The following is a 26,448-nucleotide window of genomic DNA, read 5'->3' as shown; positions in this document are numbered from 1 at the left end:
ATACCCAAATAAACATTATAGATATGTCAAAAATTAAAAAACTTCTAGTTGCTAATAGAGGTGAAATAAGCTTAAGAATCATGCGTACTGCAAAAGAGATGGGAATCAGGACTGTGGCTGTGTACAGCGAAGCAGACCGTAACTCACCTCATGTTCAATTTGCAGATGAAGCAATTTGTCTTGGCCCGGCTCCTTCATCTGAATCTTATTTGCTAGGAGAAAAAATAATTTTGCTTTCCAAAGAGTTAAATGTAGATGCCATTCATCCTGGATATGGATTTCTTTCTGAGAATGCTGATTTTGCCAGGAAAGTGAAAGAGGCAGGAATCATCTTTGTAGGCCCATCTCCTGAATCTATTGAGGTCATGGGTAGTAAACTTGCTGCCAAACAAGCAGTTTCTCATTATGATATTCCACTCGTTCCTGGAACAGAAGAGGCGATCTCTGATATCGCAGTTGCTAAAAGAAGAGCTTCAGAAATCGGATATCCTATCCTGATTAAGGCCAGTGCCGGAGGAGGAGGAAAAGGTATGCGAATCGTGGAAAATGAAGAAGAATTTGAATCACAAATGCAGCGAGCGGTCAGTGAAGCTAAATCCGCATTTGGAGATGGAGCAGTTTTCATTGAAAAATTCATAACCTCACCTCGTCATATTGAGATTCAGATTTTAGGTGATCAGCAAGGCAATGTGGTTTACCTTTTTGAACGCGAATGCTCGATTCAGCGAAGACATCAAAAAGTAATTGAGGAAGCTCCATCAGCAGTGGTTTCTCCGGAAATGCGAAAAGCTATGGGCGATGCTGCCGTAGGAGTGGCAAAAGCCTGTGATTATTATGGGGCAGGTACTGTTGAGTTTATCGTGGATGATCAATTGAATTTTTATTTCCTCGAAATGAACACGAGACTGCAGGTAGAGCATCCCGTTACAGAAATGATCACTGGCAAAGACCTTGTTCGTGAACAGATCTATATCGCAGAGGGTAAACCGCTATCTTTTGCACAGGAAGATCTCAAAATTCATGGGCACTCCATAGAAGTAAGAGTCTATGCAGAAGATCCTAGAAATAACTTTCTTCCTGATATAGGGACTTTACATACTTATCAAAGACCTGAAGGACCTGGGATCAGAGTGGATGATGGTTTTGAACAAGGCATGGCTATACCTATTTATTACGATCCGATGATTGCAAAATTAATCACACATGCTGAGGATAGAGCCTCTGCTATTGATCGGATGATACGGGCAATTGATGAGTATAAGATCAGCGGAATCCAAAATACACTTGGTTTTTGCAGATTTGCACTGAGCCATGAAGCATTTAAAAGTGGAAATTTTGACACGAAATTTGTTGAGCGTTATTTTACCCCAGATGTTTTGGATTCTGAATTGACTTCAGAAGAATCTGAATTATTAGCTGCTTTGGCTGTTGAGTTCCTTCAAAAAGAAAGTAACATGTCTGTCACAAAACCAAGTGTGGAAGAAGTAAGTGAGTCAGCTTGGAGAAAGAGATTAAATTAATATGGCGGAGATTTTACCTATAAAAGCCTGGAGATATTCTGATGAATTAGCTTCTGGTATAGAAGAATTATCTGCTCCGTTATTTGACGTAGTATCAGCCAAGCAGCGGAAATTATTATATGAAAACCCACTTAATAGTATTCATCTATCTGTTCCCAAAGGAGCAAATCCAGCTCAAGAAGCTGCATTAACTCTTAATAAATGGAAAAAAGAAGGGGTTTTGAAACAGGATCTTCTTCCAGGGATCTATGTTTATTACCAATATTTTAGATTGCCAGGAGAACAAGAGGAGCGTTGTAGAAAAGGCTTTATCTGTCAGATTAAGGCTTATGACTGGGATGAAAATGTCATTTTGAGGCATGAAAATACGATTGTTTCTGCAGTAAATGACCGGATAGAACTTCTAAAAAGCAGTCAAATTCAGGCTAGCCCTACTCATGGATTATATGAAGATTTGGAGGGAAGCCTAGAGATTCACATGGATGCCGCAATAGCTTCCCCTCTTTATGAACTGGAAGATTATCAGGGCGTGAGAGAGGTGTTGGGAGTTATTCATGATGCTAAGATTATTTCAAAGTTTTTAAAGGTCTTAAGGGATAAAAAAATCATTTTAGCAGATGGACATCACCGGTTACAAGGCGCAATAGCTTATCGGAAATCTCAGCAAGGAAATTTACCCGAGGAGAAGTGGAAGGGATTTGATTATCATATGATGTATTTGACGAATACAGCTGGAAATCATTTAAAAATCCTTCCGACCCACCGATTATTTTATGGGCTAAAGATGACTGAGGATGAATTTATGGCTAAGGTCAGAGAATGGTTTGAAGTGAAAAAGTTCGGAGATTCAGAAGAACTAGGAGGGTATGCCTTTCATAAGCCTTGGTCTTTTGGGTTAGTAATAGGAGAGGAAAGCTATCTTTTGCAGCTATCAATTGAAAAATATCAAACCTTTAATCAACATTTACCAGACCCTATTCGGAAGTTAGACTTGGAAGTATTACATGAACTTGTTTTTACCCGCATCCTTGGGATTTCATCAGACCAGCAAAGAAATTCAGATCAACTGGTATATGAACGGAATTTTTCACGCTGTATTCAAGAGGTCAAATCTGGAAGTGCAAGTTTTGCCATTATTACAAGAGAACTTGAACTTGCTCAAGTATTGGAAGTTTGTAAGTCGGGTTTTGTGATGCCCCAAAAATCCACCTATTTCTATCCAAAAGCACTCGGAGGTTTATTATTCGCCAGTATTGACCAATCTGAATTCCATTTTGATTATCAAGCTTATGTTGAATAACCTAAAGAATAAAAAAATCATATTAGCCTCCAATTCTCCCAGAAGACAAGAATTGTTGAGAGGCTTGGAAGTCGATTTTGAAATCAGACTTAGCCCAGTCGATGAAATAATACCGCCAGAACTTAAAGCGGAATATGTAGCTGCCTATCTCTCTAAGCTGAAATCAGATGCTTTTGGAGATCAGTTGGGTGAGAATGAAATTTTAATTACTTCAGATACGGTTGTTCTTGAAAACAATCATGTTTTAGGTAAGCCAAAGACGGAGCAAGAAGCATTTGATATGCTGAAAAGTCTTTCAGGCGCGACTCATAAAGTAATGACTGCAGTGACACTGCGGGGCAAATCTAAAAAGATTACTATAGAGGATGAGACCTTAGTTACTTTTCGGTTTTTGGAGGAAGATGAAATTTGGCATTATATCAAAGTTTACAAACCTTTCGATAAGGCTGGTGCTTATGGGATTCAAGAATGGATAGGTTTTATGGGAGTAACAAAAATAGAAGGGTCCTATTTTAATGTAATGGGTTTTCCCCTCCATCTTATCTATGAACAGCTAAAAAAATGGTAAAAAAAAGCCTTCTCTGTAAGTACAGAGAAGGCTTTTTTTGGATCTCGAAGTAATTAATCTTCTTTTACCTCGATCTTAACTTTTCCTTCTGATATCTTCACTTTATCACCATCCTTAAGCTCTTTGCTGACAATAAAGTAAGGTCCTGAGATTATTTCTTCTCCTTCTTTAATTCCATCAAGGACTTCGATGTTTTGGAAATCAGAAATTCCAGTTTTGATTTCTCTCAATTTTGCAACACCGCCATCATATATAAATACTAGTTCTTTTGATTTGGTGGTTCCACCAGCCAAAGTGTCTAATTGGTTATCGCGAGTAGTAACTGCAGAAAGTGGAACTGCTAAAGCATTGTTTTTTGAAGTAGTCAGAATTTCTACTGATGCAGTCATCCCCGGTCTGAAAGGATACTTCTTGCCTTCACTCACTAGGTCTTGATACGAACTATTTAAAATTCTGATTTTAACTTTAAACTCTGTCACTGCATCTGGTGATGATTTTGCATTCGCCGTATTTGCAATTGAAGTTACAATACCCATGAATTTTTTACCGGTGTAAGCATATGCGTCCACATCGATAACCGTGGTATCACCTAGGCTTAACCTCACAATGTCATTTTCATTAACATCAACTCTTACTTCCATTTTGGATAGGTCAGCAATGGTAAGCATTTCAGTACCTGCCATTTGCTGTGTACCTACAACTCTTTCTCCTTGCTCAACCAATAGATTCGATACAATCCCGCTCACTGGAGAATATACATTGGTTAATCTAAGGTTTTCAGCTGCTTCGTTAACTGTTGCCTGTGAACTTTTAATAATAAATTCCGAAGCAACTACATTTTGCTTAGCAGCTTCCAAATCTTTTTGAGCAGATATGTAACTTGCTTGAGCCGTTTCATAGTCTGCATCAGATATTACTTTTTGCTCGTATAGCTTTTTCTGTCTTTCAAAATTCAACTCAGCCTGCGTGAATTGAGCCTCAGATCGCTGAAGTGCTGCTTTGGCCTGTGCCAAATTTGCCAGCTGCTGATTCAAGTTTGCTTTAGTTCTGTCCAAAGCAGAAATGAAATTATCAGGGCGAATTTTAACAAGAAGTTTACCCATTTCTACGGAGTCACCTTCCTCGATATTTAATTCGATAATTTCACCAGCCACATCTGGACTGAGTTTTACTTCTACTTCAGGCTGAATCTCACCAGAAGCACTCACTTTTTCAACAATTTTTGTTTTTGCTGCCTTTGATACTTCAACTTCTAGCTCCTTTACTCCACCTACCCATCCGGCTTTTCTAGCGATTACTGCGAAAATAATTAGTACTACTATTGCACCAAATAAGTAATACAATAGTTTATTTGATTTTTTGTTTGCCATGGTTTAGTTAAGATTAATGGGGTTACCTAGGTAGAAATCGAGCACTTTAACTCTAAATATGTAAGTGTATTTTGCATTTAGCAAATCTGCCTGAGTGTTGAAGAGGTTGTTTTGAGCAACTTGAAAATCAACTGAATTAATCGCTCCAGCATCTAATCGTTGCTGAGCGATCCGGAAAGACTCCTGAACTGCCTCTAATCGAATTAAATTTGCTTCATATGATTGCTGAGCTGAAAGTGCACTGTTATAGGCAGTTTCAATATCTTGCCTCAAAGTGTTTTTAGCTTCTATTTCTGCTACTTCACTGATTTGTTTCTGAACTCTTGCACGTTGTACAGTTGCTTTGTTGTTGAATTGAGAAAAAATCGGAATACTTAAATTTAAATTCACGGATTGTGATAAGTTGTTTTCGATTTGTTTCCCAAAAGGTGGGCGTTCCGTTCCAAAAGCCTGGTCTACATAATTGGAAAATAAATTTGCACCTAAACCAAGTGTTGGTAGAAATGCTCCTTTTGCAACTTTAACCCCATATTCTGCGCTTTCGACATTTGATTGAGCCAACTTAATTTCCGGCATTATTTCTACAGCAGTGTTATAAATTACTTCAGGGTTTTCTGTAGCCATGAGATTTTCATTAATAACAAATTCGGGCTCAATTACTTGGAAATCCTCTGTAAATGGGATTTGCATCGCTTGAGCCAAATTAAGTTTGGATATTCTGAGGTTATTTCTTGCGTTGATCACCTCTAATTCATTCGTTGCATTTTGTGATTGCAAATCTAATTGATCAGAAAGTGGGAGTGAACCTGCCTCAACCAACTTTTTGGTTCGATCTAATTGCTCTTTTGAGGTTGCAAGTTGGCTTTCTGCAATATTCACTTGCTCTCGGTTGAAAACTACATTCACGAAAAGGTTAATAATATTAAGCGTAATATTATTTCTTGTAGCCTCTATGTTGTAAAGACCAGCCTCTAAATTGGTCTGACTCTGGTTTAAGGTATTTGTTACCCTACTTCCAGCAAACAATGTGACATTAGAATTAGCGGAAAGATTTATATTCCCAATTCTTGCTGTTTCAAATAGGTTAGTAACGGGGTTGATGGATCTACCCCATCGATATCCTGTACTAGCTCCAGTAGATAAAGTAGGGTATCTCGCCCCCTTATTTTGCATTACTGTTGCTTCGTTACTAAGTTGGTTTAGTTCGCTTCGTTTTAGTGTAAGGTTATTTTCCAAAGCTATATCAACCGCTGTTTGCAGATCATAAGGACCTGCCGGAACATCTTGGGCTTGAATTTGGAAAATAAAACCTGAAGCTAAAAAAAGACTCCAAATGTACTTTTTCATGTGTGGAATTAAAGGTCTATATCTGGTATGTAAATTAATTCTTTGATCCAGGGAATCGATCTAAGGTATTCAAGAGTTATTTTTTGAATACCAGAATCCATTTCAATTACATGGCAAGCTAAATCATTCTTGCCTTTTCTCGAAACGGACATGGTTGCAATATTTGCTTTTTCTTGTGCAATTATACTTGAAATAAACGCAATTGCGCCAGCGACATCAGATGCTTTGATAATTAAACTATGGTTTTGTGCTGAAAAATTAGCAACAAATCCATCCACTTCAGCAATGTTAATCACTCCGCCACCTAAGCTTTCTCCCACAACTTCAATGATTCGATCCCCTTTTTTAAGATTGAGTTTGATGGTATTTGGATGATGAACAGAAGAGTTTCCAATAGATTTAAACTTGTAAATTAAACCTCTTTCCTTAGCGATTTCCAATGCATCCTTTATTCGAGCATCGTCTGTTCTAAAATCCATTAATCCTCCTATAATGGCACGATCACTTCCATGCCCTTCATAGGTTCTGGCAAAAGAGTTATAAAATGTGATTGATGCCTCATCTGGAATTCCACCTAAAATTCGGATTGCTGCCCTGGCAATACGGACAACACCTGCGGTGTGTGAGGAGGACGGTCCAATCATGACCGGTCCAATCATATCAAAAACACTACTTTTATTTGCCATAGGTTATTTTACCCAATTATGATGCTAAGGTAATTTGACTGACAGCATTTTCTACTAAAAATCTTATTTTTTGTAGTAATTAGGCTATAGATGGTATATGCTTAAATAATTTCAACATAATATTTTTGATACATTTAATTAAAATGAACGGTATCGAACACTTTTTTGAGCGATTCCGAAACAATTCTTCAATCGTTCATTTACCATTTCAAATATGGAAAATGTTTCTAAAACAATTAGTTTAATTTTTCAAGCTTAATTTAAATTGAAAAAAAAATGATCTTAAAGAAAATTTTAAAAAGCCTTATTCTCGGCAAATAAGGTTTGCTTTTTTTAGTAATAGATAGTATTTCAATATGTTAGGTCTTTCCAGATTTAATGTGTGCTCGAAATTATTTTCAAACTTTGAATTCGGACCCGTATCTTGAAATCAAAATGTCTATTTTTTTTTATGCAGACGTTTGCATAAAATCTTATCTTTAATGGTTTACTCAATTAAGTTTAGTCAATTACCCAAAAGTTCAACCCAAACCTTAACCTTACTAATTCATGCTCTTAGAACCCTTAGATTTAGCCGTTTTCATCGGCTACTGCTTACTCATTATAGGGATGGGCCTTTTTGTCTCCAGAGAAAAAAAAGGTCATGTCAAAAACTCTTCTGATTATTTTCTGGCTTCAAAAGCATTGCCTTGGTGGGCAGTAGGAGCTTCTCTAATTGCCTCCAATATTTCAGCTGAGCAATTTATTGGAATGTCGGGCTCTGGTTTTGCGCTTGGCTTAGCTATTTCTACTTATGAATGGATGGCAGCAGCCACTCTATTGGTGGTGGCTATCTTTTTCCTACCCATATATATAAAGAAGGGTATTTACACTATGCCGGGCTTTTTGCTGGACCGATATGATACAAGGGTTCGTACTACCATGGCCATATTCTGGTTGCTTTTATATGTATTTGTGAATTTGACCTCAGTACTATATCTAGGTGCACTTAGCTTGAACACCATATTAGATGTTCCTTTAGTCTATGGAATTATCGGCCTTGCGCTATTTGCAATGTTGTATTCGATTTATGGAGGATTAAAGGCGGTGGCATGGACTGATGTAGTACAGGTGGTTTTCCTTATTGCTGGTGGATTGGCCACCACTTACATAGCCCTGCAAATGGTAGGTGGCGGAGATGCTTGGGAAGGTTTAGGCTTGCTTCGTAGAGAAGTACCAGGGCATTTTTCCATGATTCTTTCCAAAGGTGAAATGATGATTCCGGATGGAAAAGGTGGAACAAGAGATGCTTATCTTGACCTTCCTGGAATTTCTGTTTTAGTAGGAGGTATGTGGATTACCAATTTGAGTTATTGGGGTTTTAATCAATATATCACGCAGCGAGCTTTGGCTGCAAAAAGCTTAGATGAGGCACAAAAAGGAATGATCTTCGCCGGATTCTTAAAATTATTAATGCCACTGATTGTTGTTATACCAGGTATCGCAGCATTTGTAATTGTCAATAATGGAATAGATGTAGGTTTTATTGAGTCTATGAAAGATCCGGCAACTGGATTGATAAAGTCAGACAGAGCTTATCCAACACTTTTACAATTATTGCCAGTAGGTTTGAAAGGTTTAGCATTTGCAGCATTAACTGCAGCAATCGTGTCTTCATTGGCTTCAATGGCTAATAGTACTTCGACTATCTTCACTATGGATATTTATAAGAAATATTTTGGTCAAGATGCTAGTGAGAGCAAGCAGGTGAAAGTAGGAAGGATCACGGCTGCCGTAGCTTTTTTGGTAGCTGCTATAGTAGCTCCTGCTTTGGGACAGCTAGATCAAGCATTCCAATTTATTCAAGAATATACTGGATTTATTAGCCCGGGTGTATTTGCAATTTTCTTCTTTGGAGTATTTTGGAAAAAGACTACTTCCAACGCCGCATTAGTAGGCGCAGCTTTAAGTATTCCTCTGTCAGTAGTTTTAAAAATCGCTTTCCCTGATCTTCCGTTTATCGATCGAATGGGAGTGGTGTTCTTAATATTAGCTGCTTTGATGATTGCTATAAGTTTATATGAAGGCAAAGGAAAAGATCATCCAAATAGCATAGAAATCAATAGTGACTTGTTTAAAACAAGTACAGGATTCAAAATTGGAGCCTTCATAATCTCTGGGATTATCGCTGCACTTTATATCGTATTCTGGTAAAATAGGAAGGCATGCGAAAATTACTGTTAGGCATCGATATAGGAAGTTCTTCAATAAAGGCTTCTCTACTGGATTCAAAATCTGGTAAATCTATTTGTTCAAAAGCATTTCCGGAAAAGGAGATGATTATTAATTCGCCAGAAAAAGGATGGGCCGAACAAGACCCTGCAACTTGGTGGAAATACGTAAAGCAAGCTTCCAAATTTGTACTTTCTCAAGCTGAAGTAAAAAGTGGAGAACTTAAAGGAATTGGAATAGCATACCAAATGCATGGTTTAGTGGTTGTTGACAAAAATAAGAACGTACTAAGACCATCTATCATTTGGTGTGACAGTAGGGCCGTTGAGATTGGCGAAAAAGCATTTTCTGATTTGGGGGAAGAATATTGCTTAAGCCATCTGTTAAATTCTCCTGGAAATTTTACAGCGTCCAAACTTAGATGGGTGATTGAAAATCAACCTGAACTAGCTGCTAAAATTCATAAAATTATGCTCCCGGGGGATTATATCGCTATGATGTTGACAGGAGAGATTTTGACTTCTGAGACAGGACTTTCTGAGGGAGTTTTTTGGGATTTTAAAGAAAATGGAATAAGTACTCAAGTTCTAAAAAACTATCAGATAGATGAGAGTTGGATTCCTAAGGTAGTTCCTTCTTTTTCCATTCAAGGTGGAGTTACAGCTTCAGCAAGTGAGGCTACAGGAATAGAAGTGGGAGTTCCTGTTACATATCGTGCTGGTGATCAGCCTAATAATGCATTTTCACTTCAAGTGTTGAAGCCGGGGGAACTTGCCACAACTGCTGGAACTTCCGGTACTGTATATGGTGTTTGTGACGAGCCATTATACGATCCACAATCGCGGGTAAATACATTTGTACATGTGAATCACACGAAAGAAAAACCATCCTATGGAGTTCTACTTTGTGTGAACGGAACAGGTATTTTAAATAGCTGGTTAAATAAACTCTTGGGAGGACATAAGATCGGATACCCTGAAATGAATATGTTAGCTTCCCAAGCCCCAATTGGTTCGGATGGGTTAGTATTTATTCCTTTTGGAAATGGTGCAGAACGTATCCTACAAAATCAAAATATTGGATCGCACTTGTTGGGATTGGATCTTTTGACGCATAATAAAAATCATGTAATCAGAGCAGCTCAAGAGGGGATTGTTTCAGCTTTGACTTATGGATTCAGAATTATGCAGGACATGGGAATGAATCTGAAAACAGTAAAAGCTGGTCATGCAAATATGTTCCTAAGTCCTTTATTTAGAAAGACCTTTGTTCATATGAATAATGTGGTTTTAGAACTATATGATACTGATGGCGCTCAGGGAGCTGCAAGGGGAGCTGGAATTGGAGCAGGGATTTATGCTTCAGAAAATGAAGCATTCCATGGATTGGAATTATTGGAAACGGTAGAGCCTAATGCCAGTTTCTTGGATGTTTACGAAGAAGTATATCAAAATTGGAAAAACAAACTTGAGTCAATCAAAAATTTAAATTAAGAAGTAATAAAACCTAAAAAACCATTGAATTATGTCAAAAACTTATTTTTCAACTATCGATAAGATTTCTTTTGAAGGAAAAGAATCCGATAACCCGTTGGCATTTCGCTGCTATGATGAAAATCGAATAATTGCGGGAAAAACCATGAAGGAGCATTTCAAGTTTGCTATAGCTTACTGGCATTCCTTCTGTGGAACTGGTGGAGATCCATTCGGACCTGGAACAATCGTGCATCCATGGGATGCCTCTTCGGATCCAGTTCAGCGCGCGAAAGATAAAATGGATGCCGCGTTTGAGTTTATTACTAAAATCGGAGCTCCTTATTATTGTTTTCATGATATCGATTTGATCGATGAAGGATCGAGCTTATCCCAGTATGAGAAGCATATGCAAATCATCACTGATTACGCCAAGCAAAAACAAGCAGATACTGGAGTGAAATTACTTTGGGGTACTGCGAATGTTTTTTCTAATCCACGCTACATGAATGGTGCATCTACAAATCCAGACTTTAATGTAGTTGCATGGGCAGGAACTCAAGTCAAAAATGCAATTGATGCAACCATAGCCTTGAATGGAGAGAATTATGTGTTCTGGGGTGGAAGAGAAGGGTACATGTCCTTATTGAACACCGATATGAAAAGAGAAACTGAGCACCTTGCTCAATTCTTGACAATGGCCAGAGACTATGCAAGAAAGAATGGCTTCAAAGGAACTTTCTTTATCGAACCAAAGCCAATGGAGCCGACAAAACATCAGTATGATTACGATTCTGCGACGGTAATTGGATTCTTGCGTCAGTATGGACTAGATAAAGATTTCAAATTGAATATTGAAGTCAACCACGCGACGCTTGCAGGACATACCTTTCAGCATGAGCTACAAGTAGCAGCAGATGCAGGAATGCTAGGAAGTATAGATGCAAACAGAGGTGACTATCAAAATGGATGGGATACAGATCAATTTGCGCTAAATCTTCAAGAATTGACTGAGGCTATGTTGACGATCTTGACTTCCTCAGGGATTCAAGGAGGGGGAGTAAATTTTGATGCAAAAATCAGAAGAAACTCTACAGATATGGAAGATCTATTCTTGGCTCATATTGGAAGTATGGACGCATTTGCCAGAGGCATGCTCATAGCTCAGGATATTTTGGATAAATCCGATTACCTCGAGCGAAGAAAGAATCGGTATTCAAGTTTTGATCTCGGTAAAGGAAGGGCATTCGAAAACGGAGAATTAACCCTGGAGGATTTAAGAAACTATGCAATTGAGCATGGAGAACCTCAAAAAATATCTGGAAAGCAAGAATATTTTGAAAACCTATTAAATCGTTACATTTAACAACAAGAGACCTTCGGGTCTCTTTTTTATCGATTTGACTATGAAAAAGCTCCTTTATTCTATAGCCTTTCTGGCTATTTTCTCTTGTGATTCTGATAAGTTTGATTCTGAAGTTCAGCTCGCTAGATTGTTTTCTGACGGAATGGTTATTCAGCGGGATATTTCTATTTCGGTTTGGGGAAAAGGTATTCCAGGTGAGAAGGTCCGTGTAAGTTTAGCTGACTTGGTAGGAAGTGCAAGTGTGGATGTAGATAGTACTTGGATTGTGGAACTTCCAAAATCTGAAGCGGGAGGTCCATACATACTTCAGGTAAATGAAGAAGAGGTCAACGATGTTTACATAGGCGATGTTTGGCTTGCTGGTGGGCAGTCGAATATGGAATGGAAATTAAAAGCTTCCGTTGTAGGTGCTGAGCAGGAATTTGAAGAAGGAGGAAATCCCGAAATTCGGTTTTTCAAAGTTCCAAACACTTATAGTGCTATCCCACAAACTGAGCTAAAAGGCGGAGAATGGAAAGTAGCAACAAAAGAGAATTTACCAGAATTTTCAGCTGTTGCTTGTTTTTTTGCGAAGCGAAATCATGCTGAAAAGAATGTGCCGGTAGGAATTATTGAATCAAACTGGGGAGGATCACCAGCTGAAGGTTGGACTGATTTGGAGATTTTAGCAGCTCAGACACATTCATACCAGGAAGAAGCTCAAGAAATCCTAGCGAACCGAGAAAAGTGGGAAAAGGAAAATCTGACAAACGAAAAACGTAGAGAGATTCGTGATCTTCAAGCTAGAAATCCTGACTCTTTAGTTGCTGTTCAAGTTGCTTCCTTGGATTACAATGATTCGAAGTGGAGAAAAATAGCTCTTCCGACCGCTAATCCACTTCAGCATATCGCATGGGCGAGAAAGAAGTTCTCCCTAAAAGATACAGGAAATGTATCACTTCACCTTCCAGCCATTGATCAGATGGCATATGTATATTTAAATGGAAGGCAAGTATTTTACAAGGATTGGGGGAAACCAATGGAGGATATTATTCTGCCAGAATCCATTCTTCTAAAAGGTACAAATGTGCTGACTTTGAGAGTTGTTAATACTTGGAACAATCAACCAGTAATCGGAAGTCCCGGAGAAATGTACCTAGATCAAAACGGTACTAAGATTTCACTTGAGGGAACTTGGTCTTATTCTAATAATATTGTTGAACCGGAACTGCCAATTGTAGAATTCTACGCTTTCAAACCTGGGATGATGTACAATGCGATGATTTTGCCACTTGCTAAATATCCAATTAAAGGTGCGATTTGGTACCAAGGGGAAAGCAACGCAGGGAGACATGAAGAGTATAAAGAAGTTTTTTCCAATATGATTACCAACTGGAGAAACATTTGGCAAATTGGGGATTTCCCTTTTCTCTTTGTGCAACTGGCTAATTTCATGGAACCTAAGGATGTTCAACCGGATAGTGATTGGGCGTTTTTGAGAGAGGCACAAAAGAATACCTTAGAACTCCCAAACACCGGAATGGCAGTCATCATCGATATTGGGGAGGAAAAAGACATACATCCACGAAATAAAAAAGACGTTGGGGAGAGACTTTGGCTACAAGCTAGAAATGTTGCATACGGAGAAAATATACTTGCCTCTGGACCTCAATTTGAAAGTTTTGAAAGAGAAGGTACGAGTTTAAAAATAAAATTTAAATCCCTTGGTGACGGAATTCAGCTTAAAGAAGGAGAGGAGTTGCTAGGGTTTATTATTGGAGATTCAAAAGGAGATTTTTCAAAAGCAAATGTCGAATTACTTGATAAAACTACTGTGCTGGTGACCTTGCCAGAAAACTTCGCGAATGGGGAGATAAGATATGCTTGGGCCGATAATCCAAATGTAAATCTGGTTAACTCGATAGGACTTCCTACCGAACCATTTCGCTTTAATTTTGAATAGAAGAGAAACTGGGAAAAGGGTCAAGTAATTTAAACTTGACCCTTTTTTTAATTTCCTGGTTCTTCTAATATTTTTTCGCTTTCCAGCATTTGATCTATTCGCTCCTGATATTCTTCTCTAGAAGGAATCCCGACGGTGTTTTCTAAAAAGTCAATAGAGGCAAATAAAACTCCCTCCCAATCTTTAGATGTGATCGAACTTCCGATGACATGATTTCCGGAATTAGGGAAATCCTTTTTTACTTTTAAATCAGCTGGAGTTCCTACTTCTTCAAACATTTCAAGCATTTTAGGAACTGAAACCACGAAATCCTGCTCTTCTTCGCTTTTATAATAATAACCTAAAAATAGGGGCTGCTTTATTTTTTGAAAAGTAGGTTTATTCATTTCACTGTACATCAGCACGGCAAGGCTTTCGTAGCCATTGACATGGATTTGATCAGACCAATAGGCTAGCTTTTCCCCTTCTCGCTTTTGATAAAGAACCTTCTGATCCATCATTGTTGCTTCCATTACCTTTTTGCTCCAGGGCGAAAAAAAAGCTTCCAAGCGATTCCCATAATCTCGAATTGCAGGCGAGTAAAGCATCAAAGCCTTGATGTCGGGTTGTTGACTGGCTAGCAAAATACTCAAAGCCCCACCCATTGAAGTTCCCACAACAATCACTTCATCACCTAGACTTTTTCCGATTTGATAAGCCTCACCCGCGGCATTTGCCAGAGCTTGTGCACTTAAGTATTCCATGCCATTTTCACGGTTGATTCCATGTTCCGGAAGTCGGGTTACAAAGAGATTAGCCCCAAAATGTGCAGCCAAAAATCGGTGAACAGGATCACCTTCCATTGGACTAGCGCTAAATCCATGGATATATACAATGGAGTAGGGAGTCTTGCTTTTATTAGCGCTATCTGCCCAAACAATGTAGGCTTCATTTCCAGGTTTTAATCCAATTACAGTGTCCTCTCGATTTGCTACATAAGAAGATAATTCTGAAAGACGAGTAGGTACTTCTGGAAATACAATAACTAATTTCTCTCGTTCTACTTTTGGTCCAAGCATGTAAACAATGACTAAAACCATTGCAGTGGCGAAAAGGCCTAGAAATATTTTGCGAAGCATATTAATTCGGGATTAGGGTCGGGGAGGTGGATTCAAAGATTTTTTGTGTTCCGTCACGAAGGTATAAAACTGTTTTTGTTTTAAGCTGAGTATTTTTTTCAGGAGCTTTTTCCAATTTTAGACTTATGTATCTGGAAATTTTAGAAAAATCACGAAGTTCAGATAATCGTTCCTCCTCATTGACAAAAAACAAATAGGAAATATCTGTCCCAATTTGAATTCCTTCGTAGGGAGCAGCTAAGATAATGGCGATGTTTGAAATATTACCAACATTAAAAATCTCCAAACAGGATAAAGCATAAGCCTTACCAGGAAATGAAAAGTCCAGATTGGCTTCATTGGACTTTTCAATATCCAACTCAAGATTGAAGGAGAAGTCATTGAAGGATACTAGGTCGTTTTCGGTAGAATAACGATTGTCTGTGTAGGGTCCATAAAGCACTTTTATATCTTTTGCTAATCCTTTAAATGCAGATGGGCATCCGCCAAATGGGTCAGAATCGATATTTTCAATACAAGATCCTATAATCATAAATCCCATATAGGTGAAAAAAACTCCAAATGTTGATTTAATCACCTTGAAATCACTAGGAAAGAAAAATGACTTTTTTGTAATCTTAAATTTCATGGTTGGTAAAATTTAGTTTCAAGTTCAATTACTTTAAAATTTATAAAATACTAGGCATCTATTTCCAAAATAACACGTATCATCGTAGCAAATACTCCTAAATAAACACTATGAAATACCTTTTTACTTCAATTATTTTGATCTTCTCTGTGCTTAATGCCAGCGCACAGGAGTTTGAATCAAAAGTCCCTTCTCAATCTATTTATGTCGAATTAGGTGGTGCAGGACTCCCTTATAGTTTTAATTATGATTTTAGATTTGACAAATCCAAAATCGAAGGATGGGGAATGCGGGTAGGTCTTGGAGGATATACGACTACAAACGAATCTTTTTTCTCAGCACCAATCATGGTCAATCGTTTGTTTGGAAAAGGTGTTCACTTTTTTGAAATAGGACTAGGTGCTACATTTTTCGCTTATGACGACAAATATAATTATACCTATTGTGCCGATGGTACTTTTGGACCAAATGGTGAATTCATATGTAATTCATATTCTAGTTATGAGGATAATTATTCCTTCATTCTTGATGTGGATGGATCACCAAGTGTGATGGGTACAATGAATTTTGGTTACAGGAGAATTCCAAAAGACGGAGGATTTACTTGGAAAGTAAATTTGAATCCGATTTTCAATAACAATGGATTTTGGCCACTTTTTGCAGGAGTGGGTTTTGGTTATGCATTCTAAAAGTCCTATTAATGAAATACTTATTTATTTTAACTCTGATCTTAGGATTACATAATACTGTTTTCTCGCAGTCTTACTCAGATGATTTTGCTCGGTCAAAAAGTCGGGCAGTTTATCTCGAAGTCTTAGGTAATGGAATTGGCTATTCCTTTAATTATGATCAAAGATTCCAAAATCGTCTTGATGGATTCGGTTTTAAAGTAGGCGGATCTTATTTTGCTTTGGATGGGACTTCAGTAGCTACTTTTCCTTTTGGATTAAATTATCTTTTGGGAAAGCGAGGGAAATATTTTGAAATGGGATTAGGCGGTACATATCTATTAGCTTCTGATCGATCGAATACTTTTGCTTCGGGGAGTGATCGGACTTTTGGGGATGGAATTACTGGGAATATGATCTTTGGATACCGGTCGGAGCCTGTTGACGGTGGTTTTCTTTTTAGAGCAAGTCTTACTCCTTTTTTTGGGAATGGAGTATTCTGGCCTCTATTTGCAGGAATTAGCGTTGGGTATGCATTTTAATTTTTTTTAAACTTCAAAACCATAGTCACGCTCAACTAAGCAAATCCTTGTTTTGTAAGCTTTGTACCATTTTTCTCTGCCGAGTTTCTGAGCTAGTTGATGATCGCTTACCTGCTTCCAGTTTTTGATGTCTTCCAAACTTTTCCAATAGCTGATGGTAATTCCCAAACCATCACGAACACTTTCATTCCCTAAGTATCCGGGCTGTTGACTTGCCAAATCAACCATTTCGGAAGCTGTCTGTGCATATCCCTCCTCAATTGTTGTTCTGAGATTAGTAAATATTACTGCATAGTAGGGCGGAGGGGGAGTATTTGCAATCATTTTGAAGCAGGGTAATTTGTATATTCCATGTATTGCGCCGTTTCCAAAGCTAGTTTTTTCCCAAATGTTTTCTCCAAAAGATAAAAAGCAAGATCTATTCCAGCAGAAATTCCTGCTGATGTATAGAGCTTGGAATCAGATTGAATATATCGTTTGTCAGGTCTTGGAATTGCAGAAGGACTTATCTCCGAAATATTTGAATAAACACTATTGTGAGTGCAAAAAGGTCTAGAATCCAAAAGTCCTAAACAAGCCAAAATCCGTGAACCTGAACAAACTGTCATCGTCCATTCGCTGTAATCAATTAAACCTTGAAGCTTCTTAAGTAACTCCTCTTGGGCAACTACTTTATTTGAACCTTCTCCACCTGGAATAACTAAATAGTCGATTTGAGGCAAATTAGAGATCCCGAATTCCGGGTTTATTGAAAGTCCATTTACTCCTTTTATACTGGCACCCTCTGCAGAAAATGTAAATACCTTAAATTCTTTCGGGTCTGAAAATTGCGAACCAACAGAGAAAACTTCAAACGGACCTGCGAAATCCAATACTTCTACCTCATCAAAGAGGAATATTCCAACTGTTTTCATAGATATAAATTTGACTCGAAAATAATCAATTGGAACCCTTAAAATGAGCATTAATCAAAAAGGAATCAATAATCAGAATATCAGTGTTTTGATTAATATCAAATAATTAGTCTTTTGGGTGTACGATTCAGATCTTGGATATACTTTTGCAAGCTTTCATAAAAAAAATCGTTTATAGTTCAAATTTCCTAAGAGCTTTAAATGCTTTTGATTCAACCGAAAGAGAATCAATTGAATAAAATTATGTTCTAAACAGGATGTGAAAATTTAAGCTGATTAAGCAAAAATAACTCCTTCAAAAATAACCTGAAATTGGATTCATCTTTTGCGGAATCAAAAAAAATATCCCGTTTCAAAAAATTAGTAAAGTTGTTTAAATCACCCCTTAAGTCCGGTTAATAGCCGGACTTATTTTTTTAACGTTTTTTTTGATCTTTTTCGATTTCATAATATTTAAAATAGAGCTTTTTAGAAAGGTGTATTTAATGGATAATGAAAAATATATAAGTAAAATATATGGATACCATAAATTTTTTGAATATTTATTTAATCTTTTCAAAAAATAGCTACATTTCGAGGTCTTTAAATCATATGACTTTAATCTTAAGCGTATTATTATTTGTCTTTAGGTCTCTTTTCCTATTCGGAATTGAGATTGGCGATACGCTGGGCCTTGCTTCAAATTCAGATGAAGCAAAGATTTCTATTGAAATCACTGATAGTAAGCTTCACCCATTACTTCTTGAAGATTCGGAGTTTGAGATACTACTCATAGAAAATCAAGAGGAGGAAAAAACAGAATCAGAAAATCTTCCTCTGCTTTATTTTGTAGAGACAGCAACTCAAGGTGTCTCCAAAAAGAATTATTCTAACTGGGAGAATACCTTCTATTCTTCAAAACCGAAGATAGAAGGATTACATCTATACGACCTTTTTCATAACTGGAAATCCTTTCCTGGTTGATTTTTAGGCAATTGCCATCCTTTCCAATCTTTTTGGATTGAACAACAGCTTCCCATTTAAGGGGAGCCATTTACTCACATTTACCAGTTTTCTAACTATGAATCATTCAAAGCATTCCCATGCTTATGGATTAGATGAGATTATGCATGAATTAAGGCATTATCTGCCTAGTCAGGCTCCGTTGAAGGACTTTGTCCATCACAACACCTTGCATGCTTTTCAACACCTTCCATTCCATCAGGCATTAAAACAAGCCAATGTACAATTTGGCTATACAGGATATTTGTCAATCGATGAATATAAATCTCTCTATAAGGAGGGGAAAATCAAAAGTGAAATCTTACAGAAGATCCTGAGCAACCACTTTGGGCAAGAAGAGGCAGTTCACTGGGCTGTGAAAATTCTTGAATCTCCTGAAGTTGAGAACCCTTACTCAAAAGTTGGTTCGTTTCGAGCTCATTGGAAAGTGGATTACCATATCAATTTGGATAAAGTTATTCATCCATTCCTTTTCAGACTTCTGTCTGCATATTTGGACCAAGGTATTTCACTTTGGGCTTTTCCGCTTGAGGCAAATGGGTTTTTGGAATCAATTCGAGAGATTCATTCACAAAGTTACTCCTCACTGTTTAAAAGTGATCGAGTTAAAAGATTGATTGAAGATCCGAAACTAAAATTGGAATCACTTCTAGAAATCCTAGTAGGAAAGCCTGAAGCGTTTGGCTGGTATTTATTTGATCAGCAATTTGCTCATCCAGGTTGGTCTGGAATGATCTCAGTCTTAGAAGATCAACCCCAATCTCTTTTAGATCGAAAATCAATCAAATTTGAGGATTTAGTCATCTTCGAATGCTTGCTTGAGATTGATGCCTTAGATCAGAAATTTGGAGAGAACTGGATTCCAATTGGCGTTCGTTTTCCGCACCATACCTCAGAACTATTCGAGAACAATCCCTTTGGAGAGCAAGATTTAATCCTTCAATGCTTCCAGGAAGCATTTGAGTGGAGTTATTACGATGAAGTATTAGCTGGTATCATGCACGTGAAGCCAGCCCTCCAATCTCCGAATCTTCCAAGTTTTCAGGCTCTATTTTGCATAGATGATCGAGAATGTTCTACTCGAAGATATTTGGAATTTGTAGATCCGAACTGTGCGACCTATGGTACTCCGGGATTCTTTAATGTGGAGTTTTATTTTCAGCCAGAGTTTGGAAAATTTCATACCAAAGTTTGTCCAGCACCAATGACTCCTAAATATCTCATTAAGGAAACAGCGGATCATAAGAAACTTCAAAAAGATGTCCATTTTAATCAATACAATCATTCATTAGTAAGAGGATGGATTAGTGCTCAGACCGTTGGCTTTTGGTCAGCAGTCAATTTGGTGAAAAACATCTTCAGTCCTTCTTCCTCTGCGTTGGAAGTATCTTCTTTCAAGCATATGGATCCTAAGGGAACCTTGAGTATAGAGCATCAGGGAGAATTTGAAGGGGATTTACAGATCGGTTTCAAATTGGAAGAAATGGCTGATCGGGTAGAGGGTATGCTCCGTAGTATTGGATTAATGGATCGTTTTTCTCCCTTAATTTATCTTGTTGGTCATGGAGCTTCAAGCATAAATAATACACATTACGCTGGTTACGATTGTGGCGCATGTTGTGGTAGACCTGGCTCTGTCAATGCTAGAGTGGCTGCTCACATGGCAAATGATGCTAGAGTGAGGGTGATTTTAGCCGAACGTGGAATTGAGATCGAATCAAACACTCAATTTGTCGGAGCACTTCACGACACCACTAAGGATGAAATCGAGTTTTATGATCTTGATGTATTGAATCCAGAAAATGCGAAAGCACATCTTGAAAATGTGAAGAAATTCAACAAGGCATTGGATGTGAATTCTGTAGAACGTTCCAGAAGATTTGCAACCCAATCCAAGACAAAATCTTCAGTTTCAATTCATGAATCGGTTAAAAAGCGAGCTTTTTCGCTTTTTGAACCAAGACCTGAATACAATCACGCAACTAATAGTCTTTGTATTGTCTCAAGGAAATCTACAATTAAAGGGCTCTTCCTTGATCGTCGTGCATTTCTTAATTCCTATGATTATCGAAAAGATCCGGATGGTGTAGCACTAACAAAAATTCTTGGCGCTGCTGCTCCTGTTTGCGGGGGAATTAATCTTGAATATTATTTCTCCAGAATGGATAATGCCAAGTTGGGTGCAGGAACCAAGCTACCTCATAATGTCATGGGGCTAATCGGTGTGGCAAATGGAGCAGATGGTGATTTGCAAACCGGATTGCCTTATCAAATGGTAGAGATTCACGATCCCATCCGATTGATGTTGATCGTAGAGCATGATCCAGAAGTAGTGATGCGGGTGTTTGAAGCAAACCCTGGTACTTATGAATGGGTAAAAAATTATTGGGTTCACTTTGTGGTGATCGAGCCGAGAACCAAAAAGTTTTTCCAATATAAAGACGGTGAGTTTGTCCAATATATCCCTGTAAGTAAAATCGAGCATATCGAGCATTTACAGGATAATGTTAAGGATAAAGCAGGAAATCTTCCAGTGTACTTAATCGATTCAATTTAATGGAGTTATCAGCATGGATCCAACTGATGATTGGGATACCTCTCATCGGTTTTATAGTCAGTTTATTAGTTCCTGAAAAGAAGGAAAACCTACTTTCAAAGGTTGCATTCTACACTGCAGGGTTTAACCTCCTAAGTATATTTATCTTCTTGATCTTTTGGGGAATTAATGGGTTTCAGACTCTTAATTTGGAGGAGTATGTACTCTACAAAAATCCTAATTTTGAGTTTTTGATCGATTTCTTCTTTGATCGTATTGGAGCAGTTTACATTGTTGTTGGGTCATTATTGACATTTTTGATCACATTTTACAGTCGATATTACCTCCATCGTGAGCCCGGTTATAAGCGCTTCTTCAATACTATTCTCTTCTTTTATTTGGGATTCAACATTACTGTTTTGGCAGGCAATTTTGAAACTCTGTTTATTGGATGGGAAGTGTTGGGAATTTCTTCTTTCCTACTGGTGGCATTTTATCGAAACAACTATCTGCCAACTCGAAATGCGGTCAGAGTTTTCTCTATTTATCGTATAGGAGACGTTGGGATGATTTTGGCGATGTGGGCAAGTCACCACCTTTGGCATGGGAATGTAACTTTCCTCAATCTGGAAAATACAGAATTGGTGCATGAACATCTTGCCGGTCATGCTGGCTTAGGCTTGTTTATATCCCTAATGCTTCTATTGGCGGCAGCAGCCAAATCAGCTCAATTTCCATTTTCTTCTTGGCTTCCAAGAGCTATGGAAGGTCCAACACCTTCTTCGGCGATTTTCTACGGTTCTTTGTCTGTTCACTTAGGAGTTTTTCTTCTATTACGAACTTTCCCTTTCTGGGAAGATCAAATTACCGTTAGAGTCATAATCGCCTTGATTGGTTTGACTACAGCTATTCTTTCCACGATGATTGCCAGAGTACAAACTTCTGTGAAAACTCAGATTGGCTATTCTTCTTTGACTCAGATTGGGATCATGTTTATAGAGGTAGCAGCAGGATTGGAAACCTTGGCATTGATTCACTTCGCTGGAAATGCATTCTTAAGAACCTATCAATTGTTGGTTTCACCTTCTATTGTCAGCTACTTGATTCGTGAGCAATTCTATGGTTTCAATCCACAGAAGAAGAATATAAAGTCAGGTTTTACATCCCGATTGATCTTATCCTGCTACATGTGGAGTCTTAAAGAATGGAATCTGGATAAACTGATCAATCGCATCGTATTCCGACCTTTGAAAAATCTAGGTCATCGATTGGATTTCTTAAGCTATAAGTCAGTTTTATATTACTTTATCCCAAGCTATATTCTTGGCTTGAGTTTGTTGGTTGCAGAGATTAAAATTCCTGAAAACATCCGAATTTATCTCCCTACTATTTTTGGATTTATTGCATTACTAATGGTTTTAAAAGCCTTTTCAGAGCGAAACTCGGCAAGGCTAAGTTGGATCTTATTAATCTTGAATCACTTTTGGATGGTCTTGGCGATTGCAGAGAATGAGCTCTTTGCTTGGCCTCAAGTTGCCATCTACCTCAGTGGGGTGATTTTCTTTGGAGTTTCGGGTTTGTTGATCATCGATTGGCTAAAGCGGTTAACAGGGCAGCATGGACTACACCATTACAAAGGATATGTAGCAAAGTATCCAATTGTGGCTTTCCTCTTTCTAGTAAGTGCTTTGGGTTTAATGGGATTCCCTCTTTCTCCAACTTTCTTAGGAGAGGATTTACTGTTCTCGCACATTCACGAAGATCAAATCATTTTGGCCTCAATAGCAGCACTCACCTTTGTGATGGAGGGAATTGTGACTATCAGGATTTTAGCAAGACTCTTTATGGGTAGTCAAATTGACCAGGAGATTTCTGCCTTGAGTTCAGCGGAATTAGCAATCAAAAAAAAGCAAATATTCAATTCAAATGATCTAGCCACTAAGGCTATCAAATAACTATTCAACAAATATCGGGTCACTAAGCCTCACATATATTATGGAAAAATCAACCAAGCTTTCCCTTCCTAAAGATGGATGGGCAGGATTAAAAGAAAACTTCACTGCAGATGCCATTTCAGGTTTCGTGGTGTTCTTATTGGCGATGCCACTCAGTTTGGGTATTGCAAAAGCATCAGAATTTCCTCCAATCATGGGTCTGCTTACTGCTATTATCGGCGGTGTGGTAGTCAGTATGATTGCAGGTTCTAAATTAACAATTAAAGGTCCGGCAGCAGGACTGATCGTAGTAGTAGCTGGCGCGGTAAATGAGTTTGGCGGCGGAGAAATAGGCTGGCGTTTTGCCTTAGGTGCTATGGTAGTAGCCGGGATAGTTCAGGTTCTTTTTGGAGTATTCAAACTTGGGAAACTAGCAGATATCTTTCCCTTATCAGCTATTCACGGAATGCTTGCAGCGATAGGTATCATCATCATTGCTAAGCAAATACCTGTATTATTGGATGTAAATCCTGATTTATACAAGGGGCTTAGCATCTTCAGTATGATTGGAGCCATTCCAAAGTTCTTTTCGAACATGGATCCACGAGCGACTTTAATTGGGGTGGCCTCTTTGGCTATCATGATGGGTTGGCCTTATATCAAGAATCCTATGATCAAAAAAATACCAGCTCCTTTGGTAGTATTGTTAATAGCGATTCCAGCTGAGTTGTTGATGGATTTTCAACATACCGAACCAACCTATGCCTTGCTACATATTGGGAATTTTGTAGAGAACGTAAAGTACAATGTTGATTTTGGCGGATTGGCTATGACTGGTATTTTCATTAAATACATCATCATGTTTGCCTTGGTAGGTTCATTGGAATCCTTGTTGACGGTGAAAGCGATTGATATGGTAGATCCTTACAAGCGCAAGTCAGACAATAACCGTGATCTTATTGCAGTAGGTGCTGGTAATACCTTAACAGCATTTTTGGGAGGTCTTCCAATGATCTCTGAAGTGGCTCGTAGTTCTGCAAACGTCAACAGCGGTGCAAAAACAAGATGGGCTAACTTCTTCCATGGATTATTCATGCTAATCTTTGTTTTGGTAGCTACACCGGTAATCGAAATGATCCCAAATGCAGCACTTGCCGCAATGTTGATCACAGTGGGAATTAAATTAGCTCACCCTAAAGAGTTTGTAAATACTTTGAAAATCGGTCGTGAGCAGTTAGCTATTTTCTTGGTGACTATTTTCTTCACTCTTTTTGAAGATCTTTTGGTGGGTATAGCAGCAGGTATTTTGTTGAAGGTGATCATGCACGTTGTGAATGGTACTCCAATCAGTTCATTCTTCAAAGCACCAACCTTGGTTTCTTTCAATGGAAACAAATATTTGGTAGAAATCGATAAAGCAGCAATTTTTTCTAACTATCTCGGTATTAAGCGGAAATTGGAAGAAATCCCAGCTGGTTTTGATGTTACAATTGATTTGAAAAACACCAAGCTTGTCGATCACTCTGTGATGGAGAATTTACACCACTTCCAGCATGACTATGAAGGAAATGGGGGCTCTGTTCGCATTATAGGTTTGGAGAATCACGTCCCTGCATCTGATCACGAATTGGCTGCCCGAAAGTTGAAAAAAACTATTCAATAGTATTGGTAGGCGAACAGGAAAAGTGTTTTGGTATTTCTACAATTCAATCTTGAAAATAGGTTGAGAAATGGCGGGAGTAGTTTTGTGCTCTCGCGTGGAAATTCGATGAATAAACATTCGGATTGTCACTTTGAAATGACAGGAAAACAATTGCCTTGGGAAGTCCTTACAAACGAAAAAAATCAAAATGAATCAACGCATAAAGTATAATTTATTGGGAATGTTTTTGCTGTTGCTTGGCTTTATGTCACAGCATGCAAAAGCACAAGACAAGGAGCTCAAAATCTTTCTCAACGATGAGAAAACCCATTACATCCGTGGAACTGGATTAGGGCAGATTTGGATTCGATACACGGATTTTAATCCTGGATCTACCATTTTTGGAACTCCAAAAACAGATGGCTTTGATGTTGGATTGAGGCGAGTACGGTATCAGGCATTTGGCCAACTGACGGATCAAATTTTCATCTACACTCAGTTTGGAATTAATAGCTTTGGTTCGCTTTCAGGAAGAAAACCTGGAATGTTTCTTCATGATGTGACAGCAGAATATGCAATCATCCCCAGGAAATTTTCCTTGGGAGCTGGACTTCACGGAGTGAATGGAACTGTTCGCTATTCTTCCTCATCAGTAGGGACCATTTTAGGATTGGATCTTCCATTTATTGAGGAGTCAACCAATGATCTTTCAGATCAGTTTGTGAGAAAACTTGGGGTATATGCAAAAGGTCAATTAGGTAGTTTTGATTACAGACTTTCAGCCTCTAATCCATTTCCTATACAGACTGCGTTGAGTCCAGTGCCAACTTTACCAGATGGAGTGACTAACCAAGCTTACTATAGTGCCCAAGCTCCATCTGTCCAATATCAAGGGTATTTTATGTGGCAATTTTGGGAAAAGGAAAGCAATCAATTCCCATACATGGTTGGAACCTACTTGGGTAAAAAGAAGGTGCTGAACATAGGATCGGGTTTTGCCTCTCAAGCAAATGCTGTAGAGTATCGTGCTACTGCTCAAGGTGAGAAAATCCTTGCTCCAAGCAAACAGTTTGGTTTGGATGTGTTTCTTGATTCCCCTTTGGACAAGGAAAAAGGAACTGCAATCACCGCTTACGCGGCCTATATTGATTATGATTTTGGGCCAAATTACATTCGAAACGGCGGAGCTATGAATCCAGCTAATGGAGTCACTGCTGGGCAAGGAAGCTTTAACGGAGCTGGAAATAGCTTTCCTCTAATCGGTACAGGTCAGGTGTATTATACTCAAGTTGGCTATCTGATGCGAAATGATTTGCTAGGTAAATTGGGCACATTACAACCCTATGCTCAATTAATTGTATCTGATTTTGAACGAGTAGCTAATCCCTTTACCGTTTATGATTTAGGAGTAAATTGGCTCCAAGCTGGTCATCGATCCAAGCTTTCGCTAGACTATCAAAGCAGACCTGTTTTGGCCTCAGGAATAGGAGAGAAGCTGGAAAAAAATACTGCAGATCCTCGTAAAGGAATGCTGGTGATGCAATATCAATTTGCCTTTTGAACTTGACTCGTCCTAAAAAAAGTTTACAGATTAATAATTATATACTGTTATAGGTTTACAGTTTTCGTTAATCCTGTAATTGATTTACAAGAGTACGATTTTTGGGATAATAGTTCTTCCA

The 26,448-nt window shown here is 38.2% G+C and carries 21 protein-coding genes; 14 read left to right on the top strand and 7 right to left on the bottom strand.

Going from position 1 to position 26,448, the window contains the following annotated elements:
* Positions 1–23 precede the first annotated feature (23 nt).
* Genes P8O16_RS18995 through P8O16_RS18985 form a run of 3 tightly spaced genes read left to right on the top strand, consistent with a single transcriptional unit; the run spans position 24 to position 3,388 of the window.
* A complete protein-coding gene (locus tag P8O16_RS18995; RefSeq protein WP_300317493.1) occupies positions 24–1,520 on the top strand; it encodes an acetyl/propionyl/methylcrotonyl-CoA carboxylase subunit alpha in 1,497 nt (498 codons plus the stop codon).
* A gap of 1 nt (position 1,521) precedes the next feature.
* Positions 1,522–2,820 (top strand): DUF1015 domain-containing protein, encoded by a 1,299-nt coding sequence (locus P8O16_RS18990; protein ID WP_300317490.1) that lies wholly within the window; start codon positions 1,522–1,524, stop codon positions 2,818–2,820.
* Entirely contained in the window at positions 2,810–3,388 is a 579-nt protein-coding gene (locus tag P8O16_RS18985) for a Maf family nucleotide pyrophosphatase (protein ID WP_300317488.1), read from the top strand. The genes P8O16_RS18990 and P8O16_RS18985 overlap by 11 nt, the downstream gene beginning before the upstream one ends.
* A gap of 53 nt (positions 3,389–3,441) precedes the next feature.
* Here P8O16_RS18985 and P8O16_RS18980 read toward each other — a convergent pair whose 3' ends face one another.
* The 3 genes from P8O16_RS18980 to sdaAB are packed head-to-tail and all read right to left on the bottom strand — an operon-like array spanning position 3,442 to position 6,791.
* Complete coding sequence (locus P8O16_RS18980; protein WP_300317487.1) at positions 3,442–4,758, bottom strand: efflux RND transporter periplasmic adaptor subunit; 1,317 nt, start codon at positions 4,756–4,758, stop codon at positions 3,442–3,444.
* 3 nt (positions 4,759–4,761) lie between these two features.
* Positions 4,762–6,105: a TolC family protein gene (locus P8O16_RS18975; RefSeq protein WP_300317485.1), complete on the bottom strand. Its 1,344-nt coding sequence runs from the start codon at positions 6,103–6,105 to the stop codon at positions 4,762–4,764.
* 8 nt (positions 6,106–6,113) lie between these two features.
* Positions 6,114–6,791 carry an L-serine ammonia-lyase, iron-sulfur-dependent subunit beta gene (gene sdaAB / locus P8O16_RS18970; protein WP_300317482.1) on the bottom strand — a complete coding sequence of 226 codons (678 nt, stop codon included), beginning with the start codon at positions 6,789–6,791 and terminating at the stop codon, positions 6,114–6,116.
* Between the two features lie 549 nt (positions 6,792–7,340).
* Between sdaAB and P8O16_RS18965 the strand changes: the two genes are divergently transcribed.
* Genes P8O16_RS18965 through P8O16_RS18950 form a run of 4 tightly spaced genes read left to right on the top strand, consistent with a single transcriptional unit; the run spans position 7,341 to position 13,782 of the window.
* The gene (locus P8O16_RS18965) at positions 7,341–8,984 is read left to right on the top strand and encodes a sodium/sugar symporter (RefSeq protein ID WP_300317479.1); all 1,644 of its coding nucleotides are present in this window, start codon (positions 7,341–7,343) and stop codon (positions 8,982–8,984) included.
* Positions 8,985–8,995: 11 nt separating this feature from the next.
* Positions 8,996–10,495 carry an FGGY family carbohydrate kinase gene (locus tag P8O16_RS18960; RefSeq protein WP_300317477.1) on the top strand — a complete coding sequence of 500 codons (1,500 nt, stop codon included), beginning with the start codon at positions 8,996–8,998 and terminating at the stop codon, positions 10,493–10,495.
* A gap of 31 nt (positions 10,496–10,526) precedes the next feature.
* Positions 10,527–11,840 carry a xylose isomerase gene (gene xylA / locus P8O16_RS18955; protein ID WP_300317474.1) on the top strand — a complete coding sequence of 438 codons (1,314 nt, stop codon included), beginning with the start codon at positions 10,527–10,529 and terminating at the stop codon, positions 11,838–11,840.
* Positions 11,841–11,880: 40 nt separating this feature from the next.
* A complete protein-coding gene (locus P8O16_RS18950; protein ID WP_300317471.1) occupies positions 11,881–13,782 on the top strand; it encodes a sialate O-acetylesterase in 1,902 nt (633 codons plus the stop codon).
* A gap of 47 nt (positions 13,783–13,829) precedes the next feature.
* On the opposite strand, the gene P8O16_RS18945 is transcribed toward P8O16_RS18950, so the two are convergent.
* Both P8O16_RS18945 and P8O16_RS18940 read right to left on the bottom strand, forming a co-directional pair.
* Complete coding sequence (locus P8O16_RS18945; protein ID WP_300317469.1) at positions 13,830–14,900, bottom strand: alpha/beta fold hydrolase; 1,071 nt, start codon at positions 14,898–14,900, stop codon at positions 13,830–13,832.
* A gap of 1 nt (position 14,901) precedes the next feature.
* Entirely contained in the window at positions 14,902–15,528 is a 627-nt protein-coding gene (locus tag P8O16_RS18940) for a hypothetical protein (RefSeq protein WP_300317466.1), read from the bottom strand.
* A 110-nt stretch (positions 15,529–15,638) separates the two neighbouring features.
* On the opposite strand from P8O16_RS18940, the gene P8O16_RS18935 reads away from it, so the two are divergent.
* Together P8O16_RS18935 and P8O16_RS18930 are read left to right on the top strand one after the other, a co-directional pair.
* On the top strand, positions 15,639–16,217 hold the full coding sequence (locus tag P8O16_RS18935) for a hypothetical protein (RefSeq protein ID WP_300317464.1): 579 nt from the start codon (positions 15,639–15,641) through the stop codon (positions 16,215–16,217).
* A gap of 11 nt (positions 16,218–16,228) precedes the next feature.
* The gene (locus P8O16_RS18930; RefSeq protein ID WP_300317462.1) at positions 16,229–16,738 is read left to right on the top strand and encodes a hypothetical protein; all 510 of its coding nucleotides are present in this window, start codon (positions 16,229–16,231) and stop codon (positions 16,736–16,738) included.
* Between the two features lie 6 nt (positions 16,739–16,744).
* Here P8O16_RS18930 and P8O16_RS18925 read toward each other — a convergent pair whose 3' ends face one another.
* Both P8O16_RS18925 and P8O16_RS18920 read right to left on the bottom strand, forming a co-directional pair.
* Complete coding sequence (locus P8O16_RS18925; RefSeq protein ID WP_300317460.1) at positions 16,745–17,062, bottom strand: antibiotic biosynthesis monooxygenase; 318 nt, start codon at positions 17,060–17,062, stop codon at positions 16,745–16,747.
* A complete protein-coding gene (locus tag P8O16_RS18920) occupies positions 17,059–17,652 on the bottom strand; it encodes a DJ-1/PfpI family protein (RefSeq protein WP_300317458.1) in 594 nt (197 codons plus the stop codon). The genes P8O16_RS18925 and P8O16_RS18920 overlap by 4 nt, the downstream gene beginning before the upstream one ends.
* Before the next feature lie 591 nt (positions 17,653–18,243).
* Between P8O16_RS18920 and P8O16_RS18915 the strand changes: the two genes are divergently transcribed.
* From P8O16_RS18915 to P8O16_RS18895, 5 genes are all read left to right on the top strand, one after another.
* Complete coding sequence (locus P8O16_RS18915) at positions 18,244–18,615, top strand: hypothetical protein (RefSeq protein WP_300317455.1); 372 nt, start codon at positions 18,244–18,246, stop codon at positions 18,613–18,615.
* A 97-nt stretch (positions 18,616–18,712) separates the two neighbouring features.
* Complete coding sequence (locus tag P8O16_RS18910; protein WP_300317453.1) at positions 18,713–21,211, top strand: YbcC family protein; 2,499 nt, start codon at positions 18,713–18,715, stop codon at positions 21,209–21,211.
* Positions 21,211–23,145 (top strand): proton-conducting transporter membrane subunit, encoded by a 1,935-nt coding sequence (locus P8O16_RS18905; protein WP_300317452.1) that lies wholly within the window; start codon positions 21,211–21,213, stop codon positions 23,143–23,145. The genes P8O16_RS18910 and P8O16_RS18905 overlap by 1 nt, the downstream gene beginning before the upstream one ends.
* A 40-nt stretch (positions 23,146–23,185) precedes the next feature.
* Entirely contained in the window at positions 23,186–24,787 is a 1,602-nt protein-coding gene (locus tag P8O16_RS18900; protein WP_300317449.1) for a SulP family inorganic anion transporter, read from the top strand.
* Positions 24,788–24,974: 187 nt separating this feature from the next.
* Complete coding sequence (locus tag P8O16_RS18895; RefSeq protein WP_300317447.1) at positions 24,975–26,327, top strand: hypothetical protein; 1,353 nt, start codon at positions 24,975–24,977, stop codon at positions 26,325–26,327.
* Positions 26,328–26,448 lie beyond the last annotated feature (121 nt).

It is taken from the genome of Algoriphagus sp., assembly GCF_029254265.1.
In the GTDB taxonomy this organism is placed as follows: domain Bacteria; phylum Bacteroidota; class Bacteroidia; order Cytophagales; family Cyclobacteriaceae; genus Algoriphagus.
This window is presented reverse-complemented; position numbering and strand designations above follow the sequence as displayed.